The 18,107-nt window shown below is 62.7% G+C and carries 16 protein-coding genes and 1 pseudogene; 9 read left to right on the forward strand and 8 right to left on the reverse strand.

What is annotated here, in order from left to right; all coding sequences use genetic code 11:
• The first annotated feature begins 7 nt into the window (after positions 1-7).
• From V3W40_RS05595 to V3W40_RS05625, 7 genes are all read left to right on the forward strand, one after another.
• Entirely contained in the window at positions 8-1,582 is a 1,575-nt protein-coding gene (locus V3W40_RS05595) for an ABC transporter ATP-binding protein (RefSeq protein ID WP_330214599.1), read from the forward strand.
• Positions 1,579-2,970, forward strand: coding sequence for a sigma-54 interaction domain-containing protein (locus tag V3W40_RS05600; RefSeq protein WP_330214600.1), 1,392 nt, complete (start codon positions 1,579-1,581; stop codon positions 2,968-2,970). Before V3W40_RS05595 ends, V3W40_RS05600 begins: the two co-directional genes overlap by 4 nt.
• Positions 2,971-3,262: 292 nt before the next feature.
• Positions 3,263-4,654 (forward strand): GntP family permease, encoded by a 1,392-nt coding sequence (locus tag V3W40_RS05605; protein ID WP_330214601.1) that lies wholly within the window; start codon positions 3,263-3,265, stop codon positions 4,652-4,654.
• 7 nt (positions 4,655-4,661) lie between these two features.
• The gene (locus V3W40_RS05610) at positions 4,662-5,435 is read left to right on the forward strand and encodes a 3-hydroxybutyrate dehydrogenase (RefSeq protein ID WP_092356753.1); all 774 of its coding nucleotides are present in this window, start codon (positions 4,662-4,664) and stop codon (positions 5,433-5,435) included.
• A 61-nt stretch (positions 5,436-5,496) separates the two neighbouring features.
• The gene (locus V3W40_RS05615; protein WP_330214602.1) at positions 5,497-7,455 is read left to right on the forward strand and encodes an acetoacetate--CoA ligase; all 1,959 of its coding nucleotides are present in this window, start codon (positions 5,497-5,499) and stop codon (positions 7,453-7,455) included.
• Between the two features lie 134 nt (positions 7,456-7,589).
• Complete coding sequence (locus V3W40_RS05620) at positions 7,590-10,097, forward strand: PAS domain-containing hybrid sensor histidine kinase/response regulator (protein ID WP_330214603.1); 2,508 nt, start codon at positions 7,590-7,592, stop codon at positions 10,095-10,097.
• Between the two features lie 31 nt (positions 10,098-10,128).
• The gene (locus tag V3W40_RS05625; RefSeq protein WP_010564624.1) at positions 10,129-10,404 is read left to right on the forward strand and encodes a peptidylprolyl isomerase; all 276 of its coding nucleotides are present in this window, start codon (positions 10,129-10,131) and stop codon (positions 10,402-10,404) included.
• An 82-nt stretch (positions 10,405-10,486) separates the two neighbouring features.
• On the opposite strand, the gene V3W40_RS05630 is transcribed toward V3W40_RS05625, so the two are convergent.
• The 8 genes from V3W40_RS05630 to V3W40_RS05665 all read right to left on the reverse strand — a co-directional run bounded on the left by V3W40_RS05630 (position 10,487) and on the right by V3W40_RS05665 (position 17,148).
• Entirely contained in the window at positions 10,487-11,398 is a 912-nt protein-coding gene (locus V3W40_RS05630; protein ID WP_330214604.1) for a sugar kinase, read from the reverse strand.
• Positions 11,399-11,408: 10 nt separating this feature from the next.
• Complete coding sequence (locus V3W40_RS05635) at positions 11,409-12,617, reverse strand: amino acid deaminase (RefSeq protein WP_330214605.1); 1,209 nt, start codon at positions 12,615-12,617, stop codon at positions 11,409-11,411.
• Between the two features lie 9 nt (positions 12,618-12,626).
• Positions 12,627-13,391, reverse strand: a complete 765-nt coding sequence (locus V3W40_RS05640; RefSeq protein WP_065927191.1) for an IclR family transcriptional regulator — start codon at positions 13,389-13,391, stop codon at positions 12,627-12,629.
• Positions 13,392-13,725: 334 nt separating this feature from the next.
• Entirely contained in the window at positions 13,726-14,115 is a 390-nt protein-coding gene (locus V3W40_RS05645; protein WP_012723821.1) for a RidA family protein, read from the reverse strand.
• A 16-nt stretch (positions 14,116-14,131) separates the two neighbouring features.
• On the reverse strand, positions 14,132-14,914 hold the full coding sequence (locus V3W40_RS05650; protein ID WP_065941974.1) for an amino acid ABC transporter ATP-binding protein: 783 nt from the start codon (positions 14,912-14,914) through the stop codon (positions 14,132-14,134).
• Positions 14,911-15,573, reverse strand: a complete 663-nt coding sequence (locus V3W40_RS05655) for an amino acid ABC transporter permease (protein WP_027608631.1) — start codon at positions 15,571-15,573, stop codon at positions 14,911-14,913. The genes V3W40_RS05650 and V3W40_RS05655 overlap by 4 nt, the downstream gene beginning before the upstream one ends.
• An 11-nt stretch (positions 15,574-15,584) precedes the next feature.
• Positions 15,585-16,247 (reverse strand): amino acid ABC transporter permease, encoded by a 663-nt coding sequence (locus V3W40_RS05660; protein WP_027608632.1) that lies wholly within the window; start codon positions 16,245-16,247, stop codon positions 15,585-15,587.
• A gap of 52 nt (positions 16,248-16,299) precedes the next feature.
• Complete coding sequence (locus V3W40_RS05665) at positions 16,300-17,148, reverse strand: transporter substrate-binding domain-containing protein (RefSeq protein ID WP_027608633.1); 849 nt, start codon at positions 17,146-17,148, stop codon at positions 16,300-16,302.
• 332 nt (positions 17,149-17,480) lie between these two features.
• Between V3W40_RS05665 and V3W40_RS05670 the strand changes: the two genes are divergently transcribed.
• Together V3W40_RS05670 and V3W40_RS05675 are read left to right on the forward strand one after the other, a co-directional pair.
• The gene (locus tag V3W40_RS05670; protein WP_065927168.1) at positions 17,481-17,729 is read left to right on the forward strand and encodes a hypothetical protein; all 249 of its coding nucleotides are present in this window, start codon (positions 17,481-17,483) and stop codon (positions 17,727-17,729) included.
• Positions 17,730-17,804: 75 nt separating this feature from the next.
• Positions 17,805-18,095: pseudogene (locus V3W40_RS05675) on the forward strand (thioredoxin family protein); the annotation flags it as partial.
• Between the last annotated feature and the right edge of the window lie 12 nt (positions 18,096-18,107).

Consider the following 18,107-nt stretch of genomic DNA (forward strand, 5'->3'; position numbering starts at 1 on the left):
ACTGCGTATGAACCTGATCGAAATCCGCGACCTCAGCGTCGCCTTCAGCGGCCAGACCGTGGTACGCAACCTGAGCCTGGATGTACGCCCCGGCGAGTGCCTGGCGCTGGTGGGTGAGTCCGGCTCCGGCAAGTCGGTGACCGCCCATTCGATTCTGCAACTGCTGCCCGAAGCCGGTACTGAAACCCGTGGCTCCGTGAAATATCGCGGCCAGGAACTGGTCGGCGCCTCGGCGTCGACCTTGCAGAAACTGCGCGGCAACCGCATTGCGATGATCTTCCAGGAGCCGATGACCTCCCTCAACCCGCTGCACAGCATCGAAAAACAGATCGGCGAAACCTTGCTGCTGCACAAGGGCCTGGGCGGCAAGGCGGCGCAGGCGCGCATCCTCGAGTTGCTGCAGTTGGTGGGCATCCAGAAACCCCAGGAACGCCTCAAGGCCTATCCGCACCAACTCTCCGGGGGCCAACGCCAACGGGTGATGATCGCCATGGCCCTGGCCTGTGAGCCGGAACTGCTGATCGCCGACGAGCCCACCACCGCCCTTGACGTGACCGTGCAGCGCAAGATCCTGCTGCTGCTCAAGTCCCTGCAACACCGCCTGGGCATGTCGCTGCTGCTGATCAGCCATGACCTCAACCTGGTGCGCAGCATCGCCCAGCGGGTGTGCGTGATGCACGCCGGCGAGATTGTCGAGCAGGCTGACTGCGAGACCTTGTTCACGGCACCACAACATCCCTACAGCCGCCTGTTGCTGGACGCCGAGCCGTCCGGCGATGTGCTGTGCAGCGAGCCACGGGAGACCGTGCTGGACGTGCACGACCTGAGCGTGCAATTCCCCCTGGGCGGCGGTCTGTTCCGGCGCAAGACCTACCTGCGCGCGGTGGATGGCATCAGCCTCAGCGTGCAGCGCGGCAAGACCCTGGGGATTGTCGGCGAGTCCGGTTCGGGCAAGTCCACCCTTGGCCAGGCGATCCTGCGCCTGCTGGATTCCACCGGCAGCATCCGCTTCCAGGGCAAGGCCCTCGACCCGCTCAACCACAAGCAGATGCGCCCGTGGCGCAAGCAGATGCAAGTGGTCTTCCAAGACCCCTACGGCAGCCTCAGCCCGCGCATGTCGGTGCAGCAGATCATCAGCGAAGGCCTGGAGGTGCATGCGCCGTGCAGCCTGGCCGACCGCGATGCGCAAGTGATCCAGGTGCTCAAGGACGTGGGCCTCGACCCCGCCAGCCGCCATCGCTTCCCCCATGAATTCTCCGGCGGCCAGCGCCAACGCATCGCCATCGCCCGCGCGCTGGTGCTCAAGCCGGCGCTGATGCTGCTGGATGAACCGACCTCGGCACTGGACCGTACGGTGCAGAAGCAGGTCGTAGCGTTGCTGCGTGAATTGCAGGAAAAGTACGGCCTGACCTACCTGTTTATCAGCCATGACCTCGCCGTGGTACGCGCCATGGCCCATGACATGATCGTGATCAAGGACGGCAAGGTGGTCGAGCGCGGGCCGAGCCATGACGTTTTCGAAGCGCCGCAGCACCCGTATACCAAAGAACTCCTGGCGGCGGCCGGCGGGCTGTCGTCATGAGTACCAGCCTGACGGACTACCAACAGGTTCGCGGCCTGGCGATCCAGTCGCTGTTCGAGATCATCGAGCAGTCCAGCGAAGGCACGGTGATTGTCGACCGCGACGCCAATATCGTCTGGATGAATGAGCGCTACGCCAAGCGCTTCGGCCTCAAGAGTGCCGATGAAGCCATCGGCCAGCCGTGCGAGCGGGTGATTTCCAACAGCCTGTTGCGCCAGGTGGTGCGCACCGACCGGCCGATTCTGCTGGACATCCAGGACACCCCCAAAGGCCCTTTGGTGGTGATGCGCCTGCCGATCCACAACGACGCCGGTGCAGTGATCGGTGCGATTGGCTTTGCCTTGTTCGATGAGCTGCGCAACCTGTCGCCGCTGATCGAACGCTACCTGAGCATGCAGCAGGAACTGGCCTCCACCCGCTCGTTGCTGCGCTCACGCCAGAGCAAGTACAACTTCGCGCACTTTATCGGCACCAGCGCCGCCAGCCTGGAAGTCAAACGCCGTGCACGACGCAGCGCAAGCGCCGAATCGCCGGTGCTGCTGCTGGGCGAGACCGGTACCGGCAAGGAATTGCTCGCCCAGGCGATCCACGGTGCCTCACCGCGTGCGCACAAGGCGTTTGTCAGCATCAACAGTGCGGCGATTCCCCATGACCTGCTGGAAGCCGAGTTCTTCGGCACCGCGCCGGGCGCCTTTACCGGTGCCGATCGCAAGGGCCGTCCAGGCAAGTTCCAGATTGCCCAGGGCGGCACGCTGTTCCTCGATGAAATCGGCGATATGCCGCTGCCGCTGCAAAGCAAGCTGCTGCGGGTGTTGCAGGAAAAGGAATTCGAACCGGTGGGTTCCAACGAAATGCTGCACAGCGATGTACGGGTGATCGCGGCCACCTCCATGGACCTGGAAGCGGCGATCAAGCGCGGTGAGTTCCGTGCGGACCTGTATTACCGCCTGAACGTATTGCCGATCCAGGTGCCGCAGCTGCGTGAACGGCTGGAGGACATTCCGGCGCTGAGCGAAGCGATCCTCGAGGAACTGCGCAGCCAGCATGAACTGGACCGCGAGGCCCTGGCGCTGTTGGCGCAGCATGCGTGGCCGGGGAACATCCGCGAACTGCGCAACGTGCTGGAGCGCGCGGCGTTGCTGAGCGATGACCTGGTGCTGAACGCTAGGGACATTCGCGCGGCGATTGGCACGTTCAGCCCGGTGACGCGCGGCGCAGTGGACACGGTTGAGGGTGAGACGTTTGCGGCGGCGCGGGAGCGGTTTGATCGGCAGGTGATTGCGGCGGCACTCCAGGCGTGTGACGGGAATGTGGTGGAGGCGGCCAGGCGATTGGGGCTGGGGCGGTCGACGTTGTACAAGAAGATGGTGGCACTTGGAATCGCCTGATCTCCAAACAGAGACAAAATTCTCCATAGAAAGACACTCCCTGTGGGAGGGGGCTTGCTTCCGATAGAATCAGGCCAGTCAACACATTTACTGGCTGATGCACCGCTATCGGGGCAAGCCCCCTCCCACATTTTGTCTTCATTTGTCTCAAAATCGAGACAGCAGTCAAAAACACTCGAAAGAATTTAAAAAATATCCATATATTTCAATAGCTTGAAAATATGGCACACATCTCGCTATAGCCCTCCCCACTGCTTCACCCACAACAATAACAATCCGATGGAGACACACCATGAGTGTGATCATTGCCCTGGCAGCGCTCGCGTTGCTGATGCTGGCTGCCTACCGTGGCTATAGCGTTATCCTGTTTGCCCCCATCGCCGCCCTCGGCGCCGTGCTACTCACCGACCCGTCCGCCGTCGCCCCTGCCTTTACCGGGGTGTTCATGGAGAAAATGGTCGGCTTTATCAAACTGTATTTCCCGGTATTCCTGCTCGGTGCGGTGTTCGGCAAGCTGATCGAGCTGTCGGGTTTCTCGCGCTCTATCGTGGCGGCGGCGATCCGTTTGCTCGGCACGCGCCAGGCGATGCTGGTGATCGTGCTGGTCTGCGCCCTGCTCACCTATGGTGGCGTGTCGCTGTTTGTGGTGGTGTTTGCGGTGTACCCGTTTGCGGCGGAGATGTTCCGCCAAAGCAATATCCCCAAGCGCCTGATCCCGGCGACCATCGCCCTCGGTGCGTTTTCGTTCACCATGGACGCCCTGCCCGGCACGCCGCAGATCCAGAACATCATCCCCAGCACCTTCTTCAACACCACCGCCTGGGCAGCGCCGTGGCTGGGGCTGATCGGCACGATTTTCGTGTTCTGCGCCGGCATGCTCTACCTGGCGCGCCAGCGCAACAGGGCCCAGCGCGCCGGTGAAGGCTACGGCACCGAGCTGCGCAACGAGCCGGAAACCGCCGAGAACCTCACGCTGCCCAACCCGTGGATCGCACTGTCGCCGCTGATCCTGGTGGGCGTGATGAACCTGCTGTTCACCCATTGGATCCCACAATGGTATGGCAAGACCCACAGCCTCAGCCTGCCGGGCATGAGCGCACCGGTGACCACCGAAATCGCCAAGCTCACGGCGATCTGGGCGGTGCAGGCGGCGTTGCTGGTGGGCATCATCATGGTGCTGGTATTCGGCTGGTCGGCGATCAAAAGTAAGCTCGCCGACGGCAGCAAGAGCGCGGTCAGCGGCGCATTGCTGGCGGCGATGAACACCGCTTCCGAATATGGTTTCGGCGCGGTGATCGCTTCGCTGCCGGGCTTCCTGGTGCTGGCGGACTGGCTCAAGGGCATCCCCAACCCGCTGGTCAACGAAGCGATTACCGTGACCCTGCTGGCCGGTATCACCGGATCCGCGTCCGGTGGCATGAGCATCGCCCTGGCGGCCATGTCCGAGAGCTTTATTGCGGCGGCCCATGCGGCCAATATTCCCCTTGAAGTGCTGCACCGGGTCGCGGCCATGGCCAGCGGCGGCATGGACACCCTGCCCCACAACGGCGCGGTGATCACCCTGCTGGCGGTGACCGGCCTGACCCACCGCGAAGCCTACAAGGACATTTTCGGCATCACGATCATCAAGACCCTCGCGGTGTTCGTGGTGATCGGTACTTTCTACGCCACCGGCATTGTGTGAGGTTTTCATGACGAGATTGAACGGCAAGACCGCCCTGGTCACCGGTTCCACCAGCGGCATCGGCCTGGGTATCGCCCTGAGCCTGGCCAAGGCCGGTGCCAACCTGATCCTCAACGGCTTCGGCGACGCCAGCGCGGTGGTCGCCCAGGTGCAGGCGTTTGGCGGCAAGGTCGGCCACCACCCGGCGGACGTCAGCGACCCGGCGCAGATCGCCGACATGCTGGCCTACGCCGAGCGTGAGTTCGGCGGTGTCGACATCCTGGTCAACAACGCTGGCATCCAGCATGTGGCGGCGGTGGAGGACTTCCCGGTGGAACGCTGGGACGCGATCATCGCGATCAACCTGTCCTCGGTGTTCCACAGCACGCGCTTGAGCCTGCCGGGCATGAAGGCCAAGGGCTGGGGGCGTATCGTCAACATCGCCTCGGTGCACGGCCAGGTCGGCTCGGTGGGCAAGGCCGCTTATGTGGCAGCCAAGCACGGCGTGATCGGCTTGACCAAGGTGGTGGGCCTGGAGACCGCCACCAGCAACGTGACCTGCAACGCGATCTGCCCCGGCTGGGTGCTGACGCCGCTGGTGCAGAAGCAGATTGATGATCGCGTGGCCAACGGCGTCGATCCGCAGCAGGCGCAACATGATCTGCTGGCGGAGAAACAGCCGTCCCTGGAGTTCGTGACGCCGTCGCAGCTGGGAGAGCTGGTGCTGTTCTTGTGCAGCGAGGCCGGTGCCCAGGTGCGGGGGGCGGCGTGGAACATTGATGGCGGCTGGCTGGCCCAATAAGGCCAGACACATTAGAACGCTATAGTTTGGAAAACCTGCATAAGAACAAGAGACCGTGCTGATGTCCGAAATCCTCTGGCAACCTTCCCCCGAACGCATCCGCACCACGCGAATGGACCAGTTCCGGCGCTTTATCAATGATCGCCACGGCGTGCAGCTCAGCGACTATCCGGCCCTGCACCAGTGGAGCATCGACCAGCGCCCGGACTTCTGGCAGGCGATCGTCACGTTCTTCGATGTGCAGTTTCGCAGCCCGCCCAGTGCAGTGCTGATCGAAGACGTCGAGATGCCCAGCGCCCAGTGGTTTCCCGGCGCGACCCTGAATTTTGCCGAACACCTGTTGCGCCGCCGCGACGATCACCCGGCGGTGGTCGCGATCAGCGAAGACGGCCAGCGCGAACAACTGACCTACGCCGAACTGGCCGCCCACGTCGCCGGCCTGCAGGACAGCCTGCGGGCGGCCGGTGTCGGCCGCGGTGACCGGGTCGCCGCGTGCATGCCCAATACCTGGCAAACCCTGGTCGGCATGCTGGCCACCACCAGCCTCGGCGCGATCTGGTCGTGCTCCTCGCCAGACTTCGGCACCCAAGGCGTCATCGACCGCTTCGGCCAGATCGAGCCCAAGGTGCTGATCACCTGCGCCGGCTACCGCTACGCCGGTAAAACCATCGACCAAAGCGTCAAGCTCAATGAAATCCTCGAACGCCTGCCGTCCCTGGAACAATTGATCATCGTCCCGTATGCACGGCCCCAGGCCTGCGTCGAGGACTATCAGACCCAGGCCCGCGTCGCCCTGTGGAACGACTTCTACCAACCCGGCGGCGCGCCTGAATTCGTCGCGGTGCCGTTCGACCATCCGCTGTATATCCTCTATTCCAGCGGCACCACCGGCGTGCCCAAATGCATCATCCATGGCACCGGCGGCGTGCTGCTCACCCACCTCAAGGAACACGGCCTGCACGCGGATATCTACCGCGAGGACTGCCTGTTCTACTACACCACCTGCGGCTGGATGATGTGGAACTGGCTGGTTTCGGTGCTGGCGATCGGGGCCACGGCGGTGCTGTATGACGGCTCGCCGTTTCACCCCGGCCCGGAACGCTTGATCGACCTGATCGACGCGGAAAAGATCAGCGTGTTCGGCACCAGCCCCAAGTTCCTCGCCACCCTGGAAAAGGCCAGGCTGCAACCGCGCCTGAGCCACGACCTGGGCAGCCTCAAGGGCCTGATTTCGACCGGCTCGCCCTTGTCGCCCCAGAGCTACGACTACGTGTACCGCGAGATCAAGGCCGAGTTGTGCCTGTCCTCGATGTCCGGCGGCACCGATATCGTCTCCTGCTTTGTGATCGGCAATCCGGTGTTGCCGGTGCGGCGCGGGGAAATGCAATGCAAGAGCCTGGCGATGGCCATCGAGGTGTGGGACGACCAGGGCCGGCCGGTGGTCGGGGGAAAAGGCGAGCTGGTGTGCACCCGGCACTTCCCGGCGATGCCCATCGGCTTGTGGAACGACCCGCACCAGAAGAAGCTGCGCGCCTCGTATTTCAGTCAGTTCCCCGGCATATGGGCCCAGGGCGACTACGCCGAGCAACGCGCCAACGGCAGCCTGCTGATTCACGGCCGCTCCGACGCGGTGCTCAACCCGGGCGGCGTGCGCATCGGCACTGCGGAGATTTATCGACAGGTGGAAAAAGTCCCGCAGGTGCTGGAAAGCCTGGCCATCGGCCAACGCTGGCAGGACGATGTGCGGGTCGTGCTGTTTGTGCGCCTGGATGACGGGATCGAACTGGATGAGGACCTGGAGCAGCAGATCCGCCAGGTGATCCGCGCCAACACCACGCCGCGCCATGTGCCGGCGAAGATCCTCGCCGTCAGCGATATCCCGCGCACCATCAGCGGCAAGATCGTCGAACTGGCGGTGCGTAACGTGGTGCACGGCGAGCCGGTGAAGAATACCGACGCACTGGCCAACCCGCAGGCCCTGGAGCAATTTCGCGACCGCCCCGAACTGGCGGAAAGATGAAAGGTTTCAGCCCTGCCGCACTCATTTGAAGACAAACCCTCAATGCATGCTATTTTTCGAGGGTAGTCACCCATCGGTGTCCCACGGGATAATGGGTGTTGTCATTTTTCAAAGCGTTACGCTCAGGGCTTTTTATGAAGGGAACAACCACCGGCAGCGAAGCCGCTGCATTGATTGCGCGGCTGGACTGGGCGCACAGCCCCCTCGGTGAGGCCAATGATTGGCCGCAAAGCCTGCGCACAGCCGTGGACATCGTCATCCACTCACCGATGCCGATGCTCCTGCTGTGGGGCAGCGAACTCACCCAACTCTACAACGACGGCTTCGCCCTGCTGGCGGGCAATAAACACCCGGAGGCCATGGGCCAGCCGGCGCATCAGACCTGGCCGGAACTCGAAAGCTTCACTGCGCCGATCTACGACGCTGTGCTGAGCGGCCAGGTGCGCACCTTCAGCGAGCAGCGTTTTGTCCTGCAACGTAACAATCGCGACACCGAAATCTGGCTGGACCTGACCTACAGCCCGATCCGCGATGAAAGCGCCAATGTGGCCGGCATCCTGGTCACGGCCATCGAAACCAACGAACGGCGCAAGGCCCAGCACAACACCGAACAACGCCTGCAACTGGCACTGGCCGCCACCGATGCGGTGGGCACCTGGGACTGGGACATTGGCGAAGACCGCTTTATCGCCGACGCGCACTTCGCCTACCTGCACGGGGTTGATCCAAGCGACGCCAGCCGGTTGCCGATCAGCGACTACCTGCAAGGCGTACATCCCGAAGATCGCGGCATGGTGGCGCGCAGCATCAAGCACTGCATCACCTACGGCACTGAATACGCCGAGGAATATCGCCTGCAACAAGCCGACGGCCAGGTGCGCTGGGTGTTCGCCCGGGGGCGTTGCTACAAGGATCATCAAGGCCGCCCCGCGCGCTTCCTCGGCGCGGCACTGGACCTCACCGAGCGCAAAAACACCGAGCAGGCCCTGCGCCAGAGCCAGACCGAACTGCAGTTGATCATCAACGCCATGCCGGTGCTGATCGGCTACGTCGACCACGAGCAGCGCTTTCGCCTGAACAACAGTGCCTACCTCGACTGGTACGGCATGACGCCCCAGGAGCTGTACGGCAAGACCATCCGCGAGGTGCTCGGCGACGATGTGTACGCCGGGCGCGAGGACAAGATCACCGCTGCGCTCAGGGGCAAGGCCTGCAGTTTCATGACCGTCACCCCCCATCGCGATGGCCGCCCGCGCCATGCGTTGATGAAATACCTGCCGCGCTTCAGCAATGACGGCTCGGTGAACGGTTTCTACATCTTTGTCATCGATGAAACCGAACGCAAACTCACCGAAGAAGCCCTGCGCCACCTCAACGAAAACCTCGAGGAGCGCGTGGCCCAGCGCACCCAGGCGCTGGCCGAAGCCAACGAACGCCTGCAAAACGAGATGTTCGAGCGCGAGCGCGCCGAAGATGCCCTGCGCCATGCGCAGAAGATGGAAGCGGTGGGCCAGCTCACCGGCGGTATCGCCCACGATTTCAATAATATGCTCACCGGCATCATCGGCAGCCTGGACCTGATGCAGCGCTACATCGCCGCCGGGCGCAGCGACGAGATCGGGCGCTTTACCGACGCCGCCGTGTCCTCGGCCCATCGCGCGGCCGCCCTCACCCACCGCCTGCTGGCGTTTTCGCGGCGCCAGTCGCTGGACCTTCGCCCGCTGGATCCGAACCAGTTGGTAGCGTCCCTGGAGGAGTTGTTCCAGCGCACCAAGGGCGCGCATATCACGCTCAAGGTGCAACTGGGCCGCGACATCTGGCCGGTCAACACCGACGCCAGCCAACTGGAAAACGCCCTGCTCAACCTGGTGATCAACGCACGCGACGCCATGCCCGATGGCGGCGAACTGCTGATCGAAACCGCCAACAGTTACCTGGACGGCACCGACATCACCACCCTCGAACCGGTCAGGGCCGGCGACTACGTGATGCTCGGCGTGTGTGACAACGGCAGCGGCATGGCGCCGAAGATTCTCGCCAAGGCGTTCGACCCGTTCTTCACCACCAAGCCCATCGGCCAGGGCACTGGCCTGGGGCTGTCGATGATCTATGGGTTTGCCCAGCAGTCCGGTGGCCACGTGACCATCCAGAGCGAACCGGGCCAGGGCACCTGCGTGCGCCTGTATCTGCCGCGCCTGCACGGCACCTCCCTGGAAAGCAGCCAGCCCGCCCATCTGGGCGAAGTCCCGCTGGCCCTTGCCGGCGAAGCGGTGGTGGTGGTCGAGGATGACCCGGCGGTGCGCATGCTGGTGGTCAATGTGCTCGACGAATTGGGCTATACCGCACACCAGGCGGCGGATGCCCGTGCAGCGCTGCCGTTGCTGGAGTCGGACTTGCGCGTGGACCTACTGGTGACCGACGTCGGCCTGCCCGGCATGAACGGCCGCCAACTGGCGGAGATCGCCCGCCAGCATCGGCCGGGGCTCAAGGTGCTGTTCATGACCGGCTACGCGGAGAAAGCCGCCGAGCGCCAGGGCTTCCTGGAGGACGGCATGGACATGGTCGCCAAGCCGTTTTCCATCGACCTGCTGGCGACCAAAATCCGCAGCATGATCAGCGTCGATGATTCAGTTCAGGCATAATCGCGCGCCGTCGCACACCTGGTAGAGACCGATGAAAGCCCAAGCCCGCCATATCCTGGTGAAAACCAGCGAAGAAGCCGAACAACTCAAGCAGCGCATTGCCAAGGGCGAAGCCTTTGATGTGCTGGCCAAGAAGTACTCCACGTGCCCCTCCGGCAAGCGCGGCGGCGACTTGGGTGAAGTGCGGCCGGGGCAGATGGTCGGGGTGATCGATGCGGTGATCTTCAAGAAACCGGTGAAGGTGGTGCACGGGCCGATCAAGAGCAAGTTCGGGTATCACCTGGTGCAGGTGTTTTACCGGGATTGAGGCTTTGGCTTAAGACCGCTATCGGGGGCAAGCCCCCTCCCACAGGGGGTTTGCTCCCGATCCGCCGCAGGCGGCCATTCACCTACTCCCTGGGGATCAGCGCCCCCGGCACCTGGATGACCCGGCTCGCCAATCGATGCCCGGCCAACGCCGCCTCCTGGGGCGAACCACCCTTGAGCCGACTGGCCAGGTACGCCGCACTGAACGAATCCCCCGCCGCCGTGGTGTCCACCACCTTCTCCACCTTCAGCGCCGGCACGGCAAGGCGCTCACCGTCGCAACGGATCAAACACGCATCGGCACCGCGCTTGAGCACCACTTCCGCAATCGCCGGGTACGCCGCGAATACCTGTTCGCTGTCGGCATAACCAAACAACGCGCGTTCGTCATCCTCGGTCAGCAAGGCAATATCCACCTCGGCCAGTACGCTGCGATAAGCCTCGCGGGCAACGTCCACCGTGGCCCAGAGTCGCGGCCGGTAGTTGTTGTCGAACACCACTGCACCGCCACGTCGGCGGGTTTCGATCAGGACTTCGAGCAGGCGCTGGCGCCCGACTTCACCCAGCACCGCCAGGGTAATGCCGCTGAAATACACCACGTTGTAGTCCGGCAATGCCGCCAGGATCGGTTCGGCCGCCGGCGTGGTAAAGCAGTCGCGCACGGCCGCTTCGTTGCGCCAGTAGAGGAATTTGCGCTCGCCGTTGGCATCGGTCTGGATGCAGTACAAGCCGGGCAAACGTCCGGGCAGGCGCTGGACCCGCTCCAGCCCCAGGCCTTCTTCGGCCCAGTGCGCACACATGGCGTCGCTGAAGCTGTCATCGCCCAAGGCGGTGACATAGTCCACCGTGCCGATATCCCCCAGCTCACGGCGCAGGTACACCGCCGCATTCAGGGTATCGCCGCCGAAGCTCTGTTGCAGGCTGCCATCGGCGCGGTGTTGCAATTCGATCATGCATTCGCCGATCAGGGCGATGCTGGGATGGGTGGTGGTCATGGCTTTACACTCAGAAACGGGTTTCCAGGGACTCGATCACCCGCAACTGCTCATCCACCAGGCAGCCGACCTGCCACTTGTCGAAGGTCAGGCAAGGGTGCGAGGTGCCGAAGGAAATGATGTCGCCGATGCGCAGCTCGACACCTGCCGCGACGGTCATGAAGGCGTGCTGGTCCATCACGGCGGTGACGGTGCAGGCGCTCACATCATCGCCTTCCGCCGGCAGGATCCCGGCGCGATAGCGTTTGAGCGGCACCGGCAAACCGGCGTCGTAGGCCACGTCGCGCTTGCCCAGGGCGATCACCGCAAACCCCGGCTCAGGCAACGATTGCACATGGGCCCAGACTTCCAGGGCCGGGCGCAGGCCTTCCTGGAGGTCGCCGCGGCGGTCGAGCACGCAGCACTGCGCCTCTTTGTAGATGCCATGGTCGTGGGCCACATAGCTGCCGGGGCGCAGCACGCTGAGGAAACGACCAGCTGCGTTTTGGGTTTCGAAGGACTCGGCGATCAGGTCGTACCAGGCCGACCCCGACGCCGTGATAATAGGCTTGGGCAGGTCGAAGGCCCCGTTGTCTTGCAGGTCCACGGCCAGGCGCACCAGGCTCGCGGCGAAGTCGCGGATGCCATTGATGGCGTGCTCGCCGTGGATCACCCCTTCGTAGCCTTCGATACCGGTGAGGGCCAGGGCCGGCTGGGCCTTGATCGCCTTGGCCAGGTCGCGCACTTCCTGCTCGCTGCGGCAACCGCAACGGCCGCCGACCACGCCGTATTCGATCATCACGTTGAGGCGCAGGCCACGGGCGGCGAAGAACAGGCCCAGGTCGGCGACGTTGTCCGGGTGGTCGACCATGCAGTGGAAGTCAAAATCCTTGTCGGCCAGCAGGTCGGCGATCAACGCCATGTTCGGTGCGCCCACCAACTGGTTGGCCATCAGCACCCGGCGCACGCCACCGGCATAGGCGGCGCGGGTCTGCACCGCGTTGGCCAGGGTGATGCCCCAGGCGCCCGCGGCAAGCTGGCGCTGGAACAATGCCGGCATCATGCTGGTCTTGCCGTGGGGCGCCAGTTCCGCGCCGCTGTTGCTGACGAAATCCTGCATCCAGCGAATGTTGTGTTCCAGGGCGTCGCGGTGCAGCACCAGGGCGGGCAGGCTGACGTCACGGACCAGGTGGGCACCGACGGCGGCGGCGCCCTTTTCAACGGCATTGATGGCAGACATGAAGTACTCCTATTCGTTGATGCGACGGGCCAGGTTGTTGGCGCTGTCGATCAACACCCGGCGGTAGTCGTTGTAGTTTTTGCTCGCATCGGCCCGAGGGGCGACGATGCACAGCGTCGCAATGCTGATGCCCTGCGCGTCCCGGACCGGGGCGGCAAAGCAGTGGGTAAAGGTGTCGGCCACGCTGTCGAAGGAAAAGAACCCATCGAGGGTGGCCTGGCGGATTTGCGCGAGAAAGGTCTCCAGCGGCAGGCGCTGGCCGTCCGGCAGGATAAAGTCGTCGTGGTCGATCAGGTCGATGATCTGCTGGTCGCTCAAGTGCCCCAGCAACAGGCGCCCGGAGGCGGTCCATGGGATCGGCGCGTCTTCACCGATGTCCGAGGAAATGCGGAAATGCCGCTCGCCTTCGCGCATCAGCGCCACCGTGTATTTGCGCCCGTTGAGCAGGCACATCTGCGCGGTTTCGTGGGTTTGGCTGACGATCTCCTGCAAGGCGTGGTCGGCCTCGCGGGTCAGGTCGAAATGGCGTAGATGCGCCTGGCCGAGGAAGTACAACTGACGGCCGAGGTAGACGTGACCGTCCTTGCCCACGGTTTCGAGGATGCGCCGCTCCAACAAGGAGGCGACCAATTCGTAGACCGTGGATTTGGGGCTGCCGATGCCGCTGGCAATATCATTCGGGCGCAGGGGCTGGCCGATTTCCTTGAGAAAATCGAGGATATCGAATGCACGGTCCAGGCCTTTGGCGCGGCGTTTGATGGTGTCTTCGGTCATGGCAATTTCGGTCCGGTCGAAATGGTAGGGCTGGCGCAGGTCCACTGTGGGAGGGGGCTTGCCCTAATGCCAGTCAGTTAAGCGTACATCGCCTCCTGTAGGAGCGAGCTTGCTCGCGAAAAACGGCAACGATAACGCGTGCTTCCTGAATGAACGCGGCGCCTGTGAGTTTTTCGCGAGCAAGCTCGCTCCTACAAAAAGCCTTAACTGACTGGCATTAGGGCTTGCCCCCGATGGCGGCGTGTCAATCAACACATCTGTTACTGATACACCGCTATCGGGTTCAAGCCCCCTCCCACATTTGATCTCTGGTGGGCTTAAGAGTGAGGGCAATTTAGCCCTTTTTCTTGTAGGCCACGCAATCAATCTCGACCTTGCAGTCCACCATCATGTTGGCCTGCACACAGGCCCGCGCCGGGGCGTGTTCCGGGGTGAAGTATTCGCCGAAGACCTTGTTGAAACTCCAGAAGTCCCGCGGATCTTCCAGCCACACGCCGACCCGCACCACGTCTTTCAACTCGTAGCCGGCTTCTTCGAGGATTGCCACCACATTGCGCAGGGTCTGCCGGGTTTGCTCGATGATCCCGCCGGTGATGATTTCGCCGTCCACCGCAGGCACTTGGCCCGAGACGTACAACCAACCGTCCGCTTCCACCGCGCGGGCGAAGGGACGCGGCTGGCCACCGCCGGCCGTACTGCCGGCTCCGTAACGAGTGATGCTCATAAAACGATGCTCCTGATTAAAAACGAATGTTCTTGAGAAATTCCGCCAGGCGCGGCGATTGCGGCCGTTCGAAGATGTCCTTCGACGAGCCCTGCTCTTCAATCCGGCCCTGGTTCATGAAGACGATCTTGTCCGAGACTTCATAGGCAAAGCGCATTTCGTGGGTGACCAGCAACATGGTCATGCCCTCTTCCGCCAGGCCCTTGATCACACTGAGCACCTCGCCCACCAATTCCGGGTCGAGGGCCGAAGTGACTTCGTCGAACAGCATCAGGCTCGGGTTCATGGCAATGGCACGGGCTATCGCCACACGCTGTTGCTGGCCGCCGGACAGCTGGCCGGGGAAGTGATCGCGGCGCTGCAGAAGTCCTACACGGTCCAACCATTTTTCCGCGAGTGCCACCGCCTCGTCCTTAGGCATTTTCTTAACTTTCAACAGGCCGAGGGTGACGTTCTGCAACGCGCTCAGATGGGGAAACAGGTTGAACTGCTGGAACGCCATGCCGGTCATCGCCCGGTGCTGGGCGATCACCCGTTCAGGGTGACGCACACGCTTGCCGCCGATGTCGCTGTAGCCGATGGACTCGCCATCGAGGGTGATCTGCCCGCCCTGGAATTCTTCCAGCAGGTTGACGCAACGCAGCAAGGTGGTCTTGCCCGAGCCGCTGGAGCCGATCAACGTCACCACGTTGCCGCGCTCCATGGACAGGTCGACGCCCTTGAGCACTTCGACCTCGCCGTATTGTTTACGCAGGCCGCGGATGTCCAGCAGCGGCTCGGTTGTTTGAGGTTGGTTCATGGCAAGGCCACCCGCTTTTCAATGTAGCGCCCGAATAACTCGATGGCGTAGTTGATGACAAAGAACAGAAACCCGGCGAACAGGTAGAACTCCAGGGTCATGAAGGTACGCGCGATCACTTGTTGGGTACTCAGCAGCAATTCGGCCACGCCGATCACCGAGAGCAAGGTCGAGGCCTTGACGATTTCCGTCGAGGAATTGACCCAGGTCGGCAGGATCTGCCGCAGCGCCTGGGGCAGCAGCACGTAGGCCAGGGACTGCTGGAACGTCAGGCCAATCGCCTTGCCTGCTTCCAGCTGCCCACGGGGAATGGCTTGCAGTGCACCGCGCACGATTTCCGACACGTGGGAGCCGCAGAACAGCGTGAGCCCGACGGCGCCGGCCTGGAACGCGGTGATTTTCCAGCCAAGCGCCGGCAGCATGTAGAAACACGCCAACACCAGCACAAACACCGGCGTGCCACGGATCAGGTCGACATACAGGCGAAACGGTGCGCGCATCCAGAATTTGCCGTAGGTCAGGATCAACCCGGCGACGATACCGATCAGCGTGCCAAAGATAATCGCCAGCGCCGACACCGCGACACTGGCCTGAAACCCCGCCCAGAGCGTATCCCGGGCGATCCACAACTCATGCAGCCAGCTGGGGGACTCGTACATGGACACCCTCCTTAACGACGGATCGCCAGACGCTGTTCCAGGTAACGGAGCAGCATGGCAATGAGGTAACAGGCCGCCACGTAGAGCGCGGTCGTGACCAGCCAGGTTTCAATCACCCGGTAGCTTTCGACGTTGATCTTGCGGGCGTAATAGGTCAGCTCGGGCACTGCGATGGCGGCGGCCAGGGAAGTGTCCTTGAACAGCGAAATGAAGTTGTTCGACAGCGCGGGCAGTACGTTGCGCAGCATCACTGGCACGGTGATATAGGCGCGGATCCGCCATTCGCCGAGGCCGATGGCCAGTCCGGCTTCACGCAAGCCCTTGGGAATATTCAACAGCCCGGCGCGGAACACTTCGGTCAGGTAGGCACCGGCGTACAGCGACAGGGTGATGATGAACGAGGGGATCTTGTCCAGGCGGATACCCAGGCTAGGCAAGGCGAAGTAGATCAACAGGATCAGCACCAGGATCGGCGTATTGCGGATCACCGTCACATACACCGAGGCCAGGATTCGCAACGCACGATGTCTGGACAGCATGGCAAACGCCATCAACAGGCCGATCACGCAGCCGATGGCGATCGACAGCAATGCCAGTTGCAGGCCCAGGCCGAGCCCCGCCAGCAAGGTGTCGAAATCGCGCCACACGGCGGCAAAGTTCAACTGATAGTTCATGGTCAGCAGTACCTGATGGGGGCGCCGTTGGCGGCGCCCCGGTTTTCACGAATCACTTGAACTCGACGGGGAAGCCGATGGCAGGTTCCGGCAGGTCCACACCGAACCACTGCTTGAACGACGCCTTGTAGGTGGGGAATTCCACACCGGTCATGGCTTCATGCAGCGCGGTGTTGACGAAGTTCAGCCAGTCCTGGTCGCCACGCTTGACCGCACACGCGTAGGTCTGCGGACTCCAGGCATAGGCCGGGCTGCGGTAGCGGCCAGGGTTCTGCACCATCAGGTACTTGACCGAGGACTGGTCGGTGGCGGCAGCATCGGCGCGACCGGAGTTCACCGCCTGGTACATCAGGTCGACGCTGTCGTACTGGTCGACCTTGGCCTTGGGCAGCGCCTGGTGCACCAGTTCTTCGGCATACACGTTCTGCAGCACCGCCACGGTGACGCCATCGCCCGCCGCCTGCAGGTCTTCGATTTCCTTGTACTTGCTGTTGTTCGGCAGCAGCAGGCCCACGCCTTCGCGGTAGTACGGCAGCGTGAACGCCACTTGCTGGGCACGGCTGGCGGTGACGGTGATGAACTGGCAGCTCATGTCGACCTTGTCGGTCAGCAGGTTGGGAATGCGTGCGTCGGACGACTGCACCACAAACTCGACCTTGCTCGGGTCGTTGAACAAGCCCTTGGCCACAATACGGCCGATGTCGATATCAAACCCCTGCAACTTGCCATCCGCTCCCTGGAAGTGCCACGGCGCATTGGTACTGCCTGTACCCACGATCAGGTGCCCACGCTTGAGCACATCATCGAGCTTGCTGTCCGCCGCCTGCACGATGCCTGCGAGGGAAGCCGATGCGGCGAAGAGAAAAACACACGCTTTAAACACGGAAGGTCGGTGATGCATGACAAGCACTCCAGGAGTTGTGTATTCCGCTATACCGGAACATAGTATGTAACAACGGAATAGACAGCAGAAAGTGTGCCACACGCCCTCAAAGAAAAACATGCCTGCAATAAAGGCTTTTTAAATCAGATAGATAAATATTTCGGGGAGACAAGGCGCTACGCCAGCATCTGCAATCACTTTGCTACCCAGGGCCCCATATGGCGGTGACAGGTCCCTTTGGACGCACTGCGACAGCGTTACCGCGCACCGTTGCAGTGCGCGCGCAGCGTGGAAAAATCCCCACGCTGGACTAGCCTTGGCACATCCCTGCCGACAAGGACCCTGCCCTGATGAAGTCATGCCTTACCCTGGTGATGCTCACCTTGCTGGCAGCCGGCAACGCGTCGGCCAGCAACGACCGCCGCGACTGCAAGGAAGAACTGCGCAGGCTCAAGGAAGCCTTCGACACCAACTACACCAGCCAGAACCACCACGACTACCGCCGGGCCAAGGCCTCCCGGGACAATGAGGAATACCGCAAGTGCGCAAACCAGGCGCGCAAGGCCCGGGAACGGGTGGAGCGTGAGGCAGACCTGTGAAGGTTGACAGTAGACGGTGACGGTCCCCGGGCCTAGCGTTGGTAAAAAACCTGCACGGTCCAAAGGGAGATCATCATGGGGATTGCCACTGCAACCATTGCCACTACCGACGACTACCGGCGCGTGCTGAGCAGTTCGCGCCCGGTGTTCATGCTGTTCATCTCAGCTCACTGCCCAGCCTGCGGGGTAGCCGGGCCGCTGTTCGAGCAGATTGCCGCCCAGTACCGATCAGTAGTGAGCCTGGTGCTCGATTGCGCGAAAACGCCGAGGCACCCGCAGGTTACAGGCACCCCGACGCTGCTGGTCTTCCAGAACGGCACCTTGATGGAAACATTCAAGGGTTTCGGACCCGAGGAGCAGCAAGCGCAGTTTGTGGAG

Origin of the sequence: Pseudomonas sp. AM8 (assembly GCF_036346475.1) — a bacterium.
Lineage (GTDB): Bacteria > Pseudomonadota > Gammaproteobacteria > Pseudomonadales > Pseudomonadaceae > Aquipseudomonas > Aquipseudomonas marginalis.

Excerpts from the sequence above, each read along its gene's own strand:
- V3W40_RS05595 (WP_330214599.1), top strand. The coding sequence starts at position 8 with ATGAACCTGATCGAAATCCGCGACCTCAGCGTCGCCTTCAGCGGCCAG.
- V3W40_RS05600 (WP_330214600.1), top strand. The coding sequence starts at position 1,579 with ATGAGTACCAGCCTGACGGACTACCAACAGGTTCGCGGCCTGGCGATC.
- V3W40_RS05605 (WP_330214601.1), top strand. The coding sequence starts at position 3,263 with ATGAGTGTGATCATTGCCCTGGCAGCGCTCGCGTTGCTGATGCTGGCT.
- V3W40_RS05610 (WP_092356753.1), top strand. The coding sequence starts at position 4,662 with ATGACGAGATTGAACGGCAAGACCGCCCTGGTCACCGGTTCCACCAGC.
- V3W40_RS05615 (WP_330214602.1), top strand. The coding sequence starts at position 5,497 with ATGTCCGAAATCCTCTGGCAACCTTCCCCCGAACGCATCCGCACCACG.
- V3W40_RS05620 (WP_330214603.1), top strand. The coding sequence starts at position 7,590 with ATGAAGGGAACAACCACCGGCAGCGAAGCCGCTGCATTGATTGCGCGG.
- V3W40_RS05625 (WP_010564624.1), top strand. The coding sequence starts at position 10,129 with ATGAAAGCCCAAGCCCGCCATATCCTGGTGAAAACCAGCGAAGAAGCC.
- V3W40_RS05630 (WP_330214604.1), bottom strand. The coding sequence starts at position 11,398 with ATGACCACCACCCATCCCAGCATCGCCCTGATCGGCGAATGCATGATC.
- V3W40_RS05635 (WP_330214605.1), bottom strand. The coding sequence starts at position 12,617 with ATGTCTGCCATCAATGCCGTTGAAAAGGGCGCCGCCGCCGTCGGTGCC.
- V3W40_RS05640 (WP_065927191.1), bottom strand. The coding sequence starts at position 13,391 with ATGACCGAAGACACCATCAAACGCCGCGCCAAAGGCCTGGACCGTGCA.
- V3W40_RS05645 (WP_012723821.1), bottom strand. The coding sequence starts at position 14,115 with ATGAGCATCACTCGTTACGGAGCCGGCAGTACGGCCGGCGGTGGCCAG.
- V3W40_RS05650 (WP_065941974.1), bottom strand. The coding sequence starts at position 14,914 with ATGAACCAACCTCAAACAACCGAGCCGCTGCTGGACATCCGCGGCCTG.
- V3W40_RS05655 (WP_027608631.1), bottom strand. The coding sequence starts at position 15,573 with ATGTACGAGTCCCCCAGCTGGCTGCATGAGTTGTGGATCGCCCGGGAT.
- V3W40_RS05660 (WP_027608632.1), bottom strand. The coding sequence starts at position 16,247 with ATGAACTATCAGTTGAACTTTGCCGCCGTGTGGCGCGATTTCGACACC.
- V3W40_RS05665 (WP_027608633.1), bottom strand. The coding sequence starts at position 17,148 with ATGCATCACCGACCTTCCGTGTTTAAAGCGTGTGTTTTTCTCTTCGCC.
- V3W40_RS05670 (WP_065927168.1), top strand. The coding sequence starts at position 17,481 with ATGAAGTCATGCCTTACCCTGGTGATGCTCACCTTGCTGGCAGCCGGC.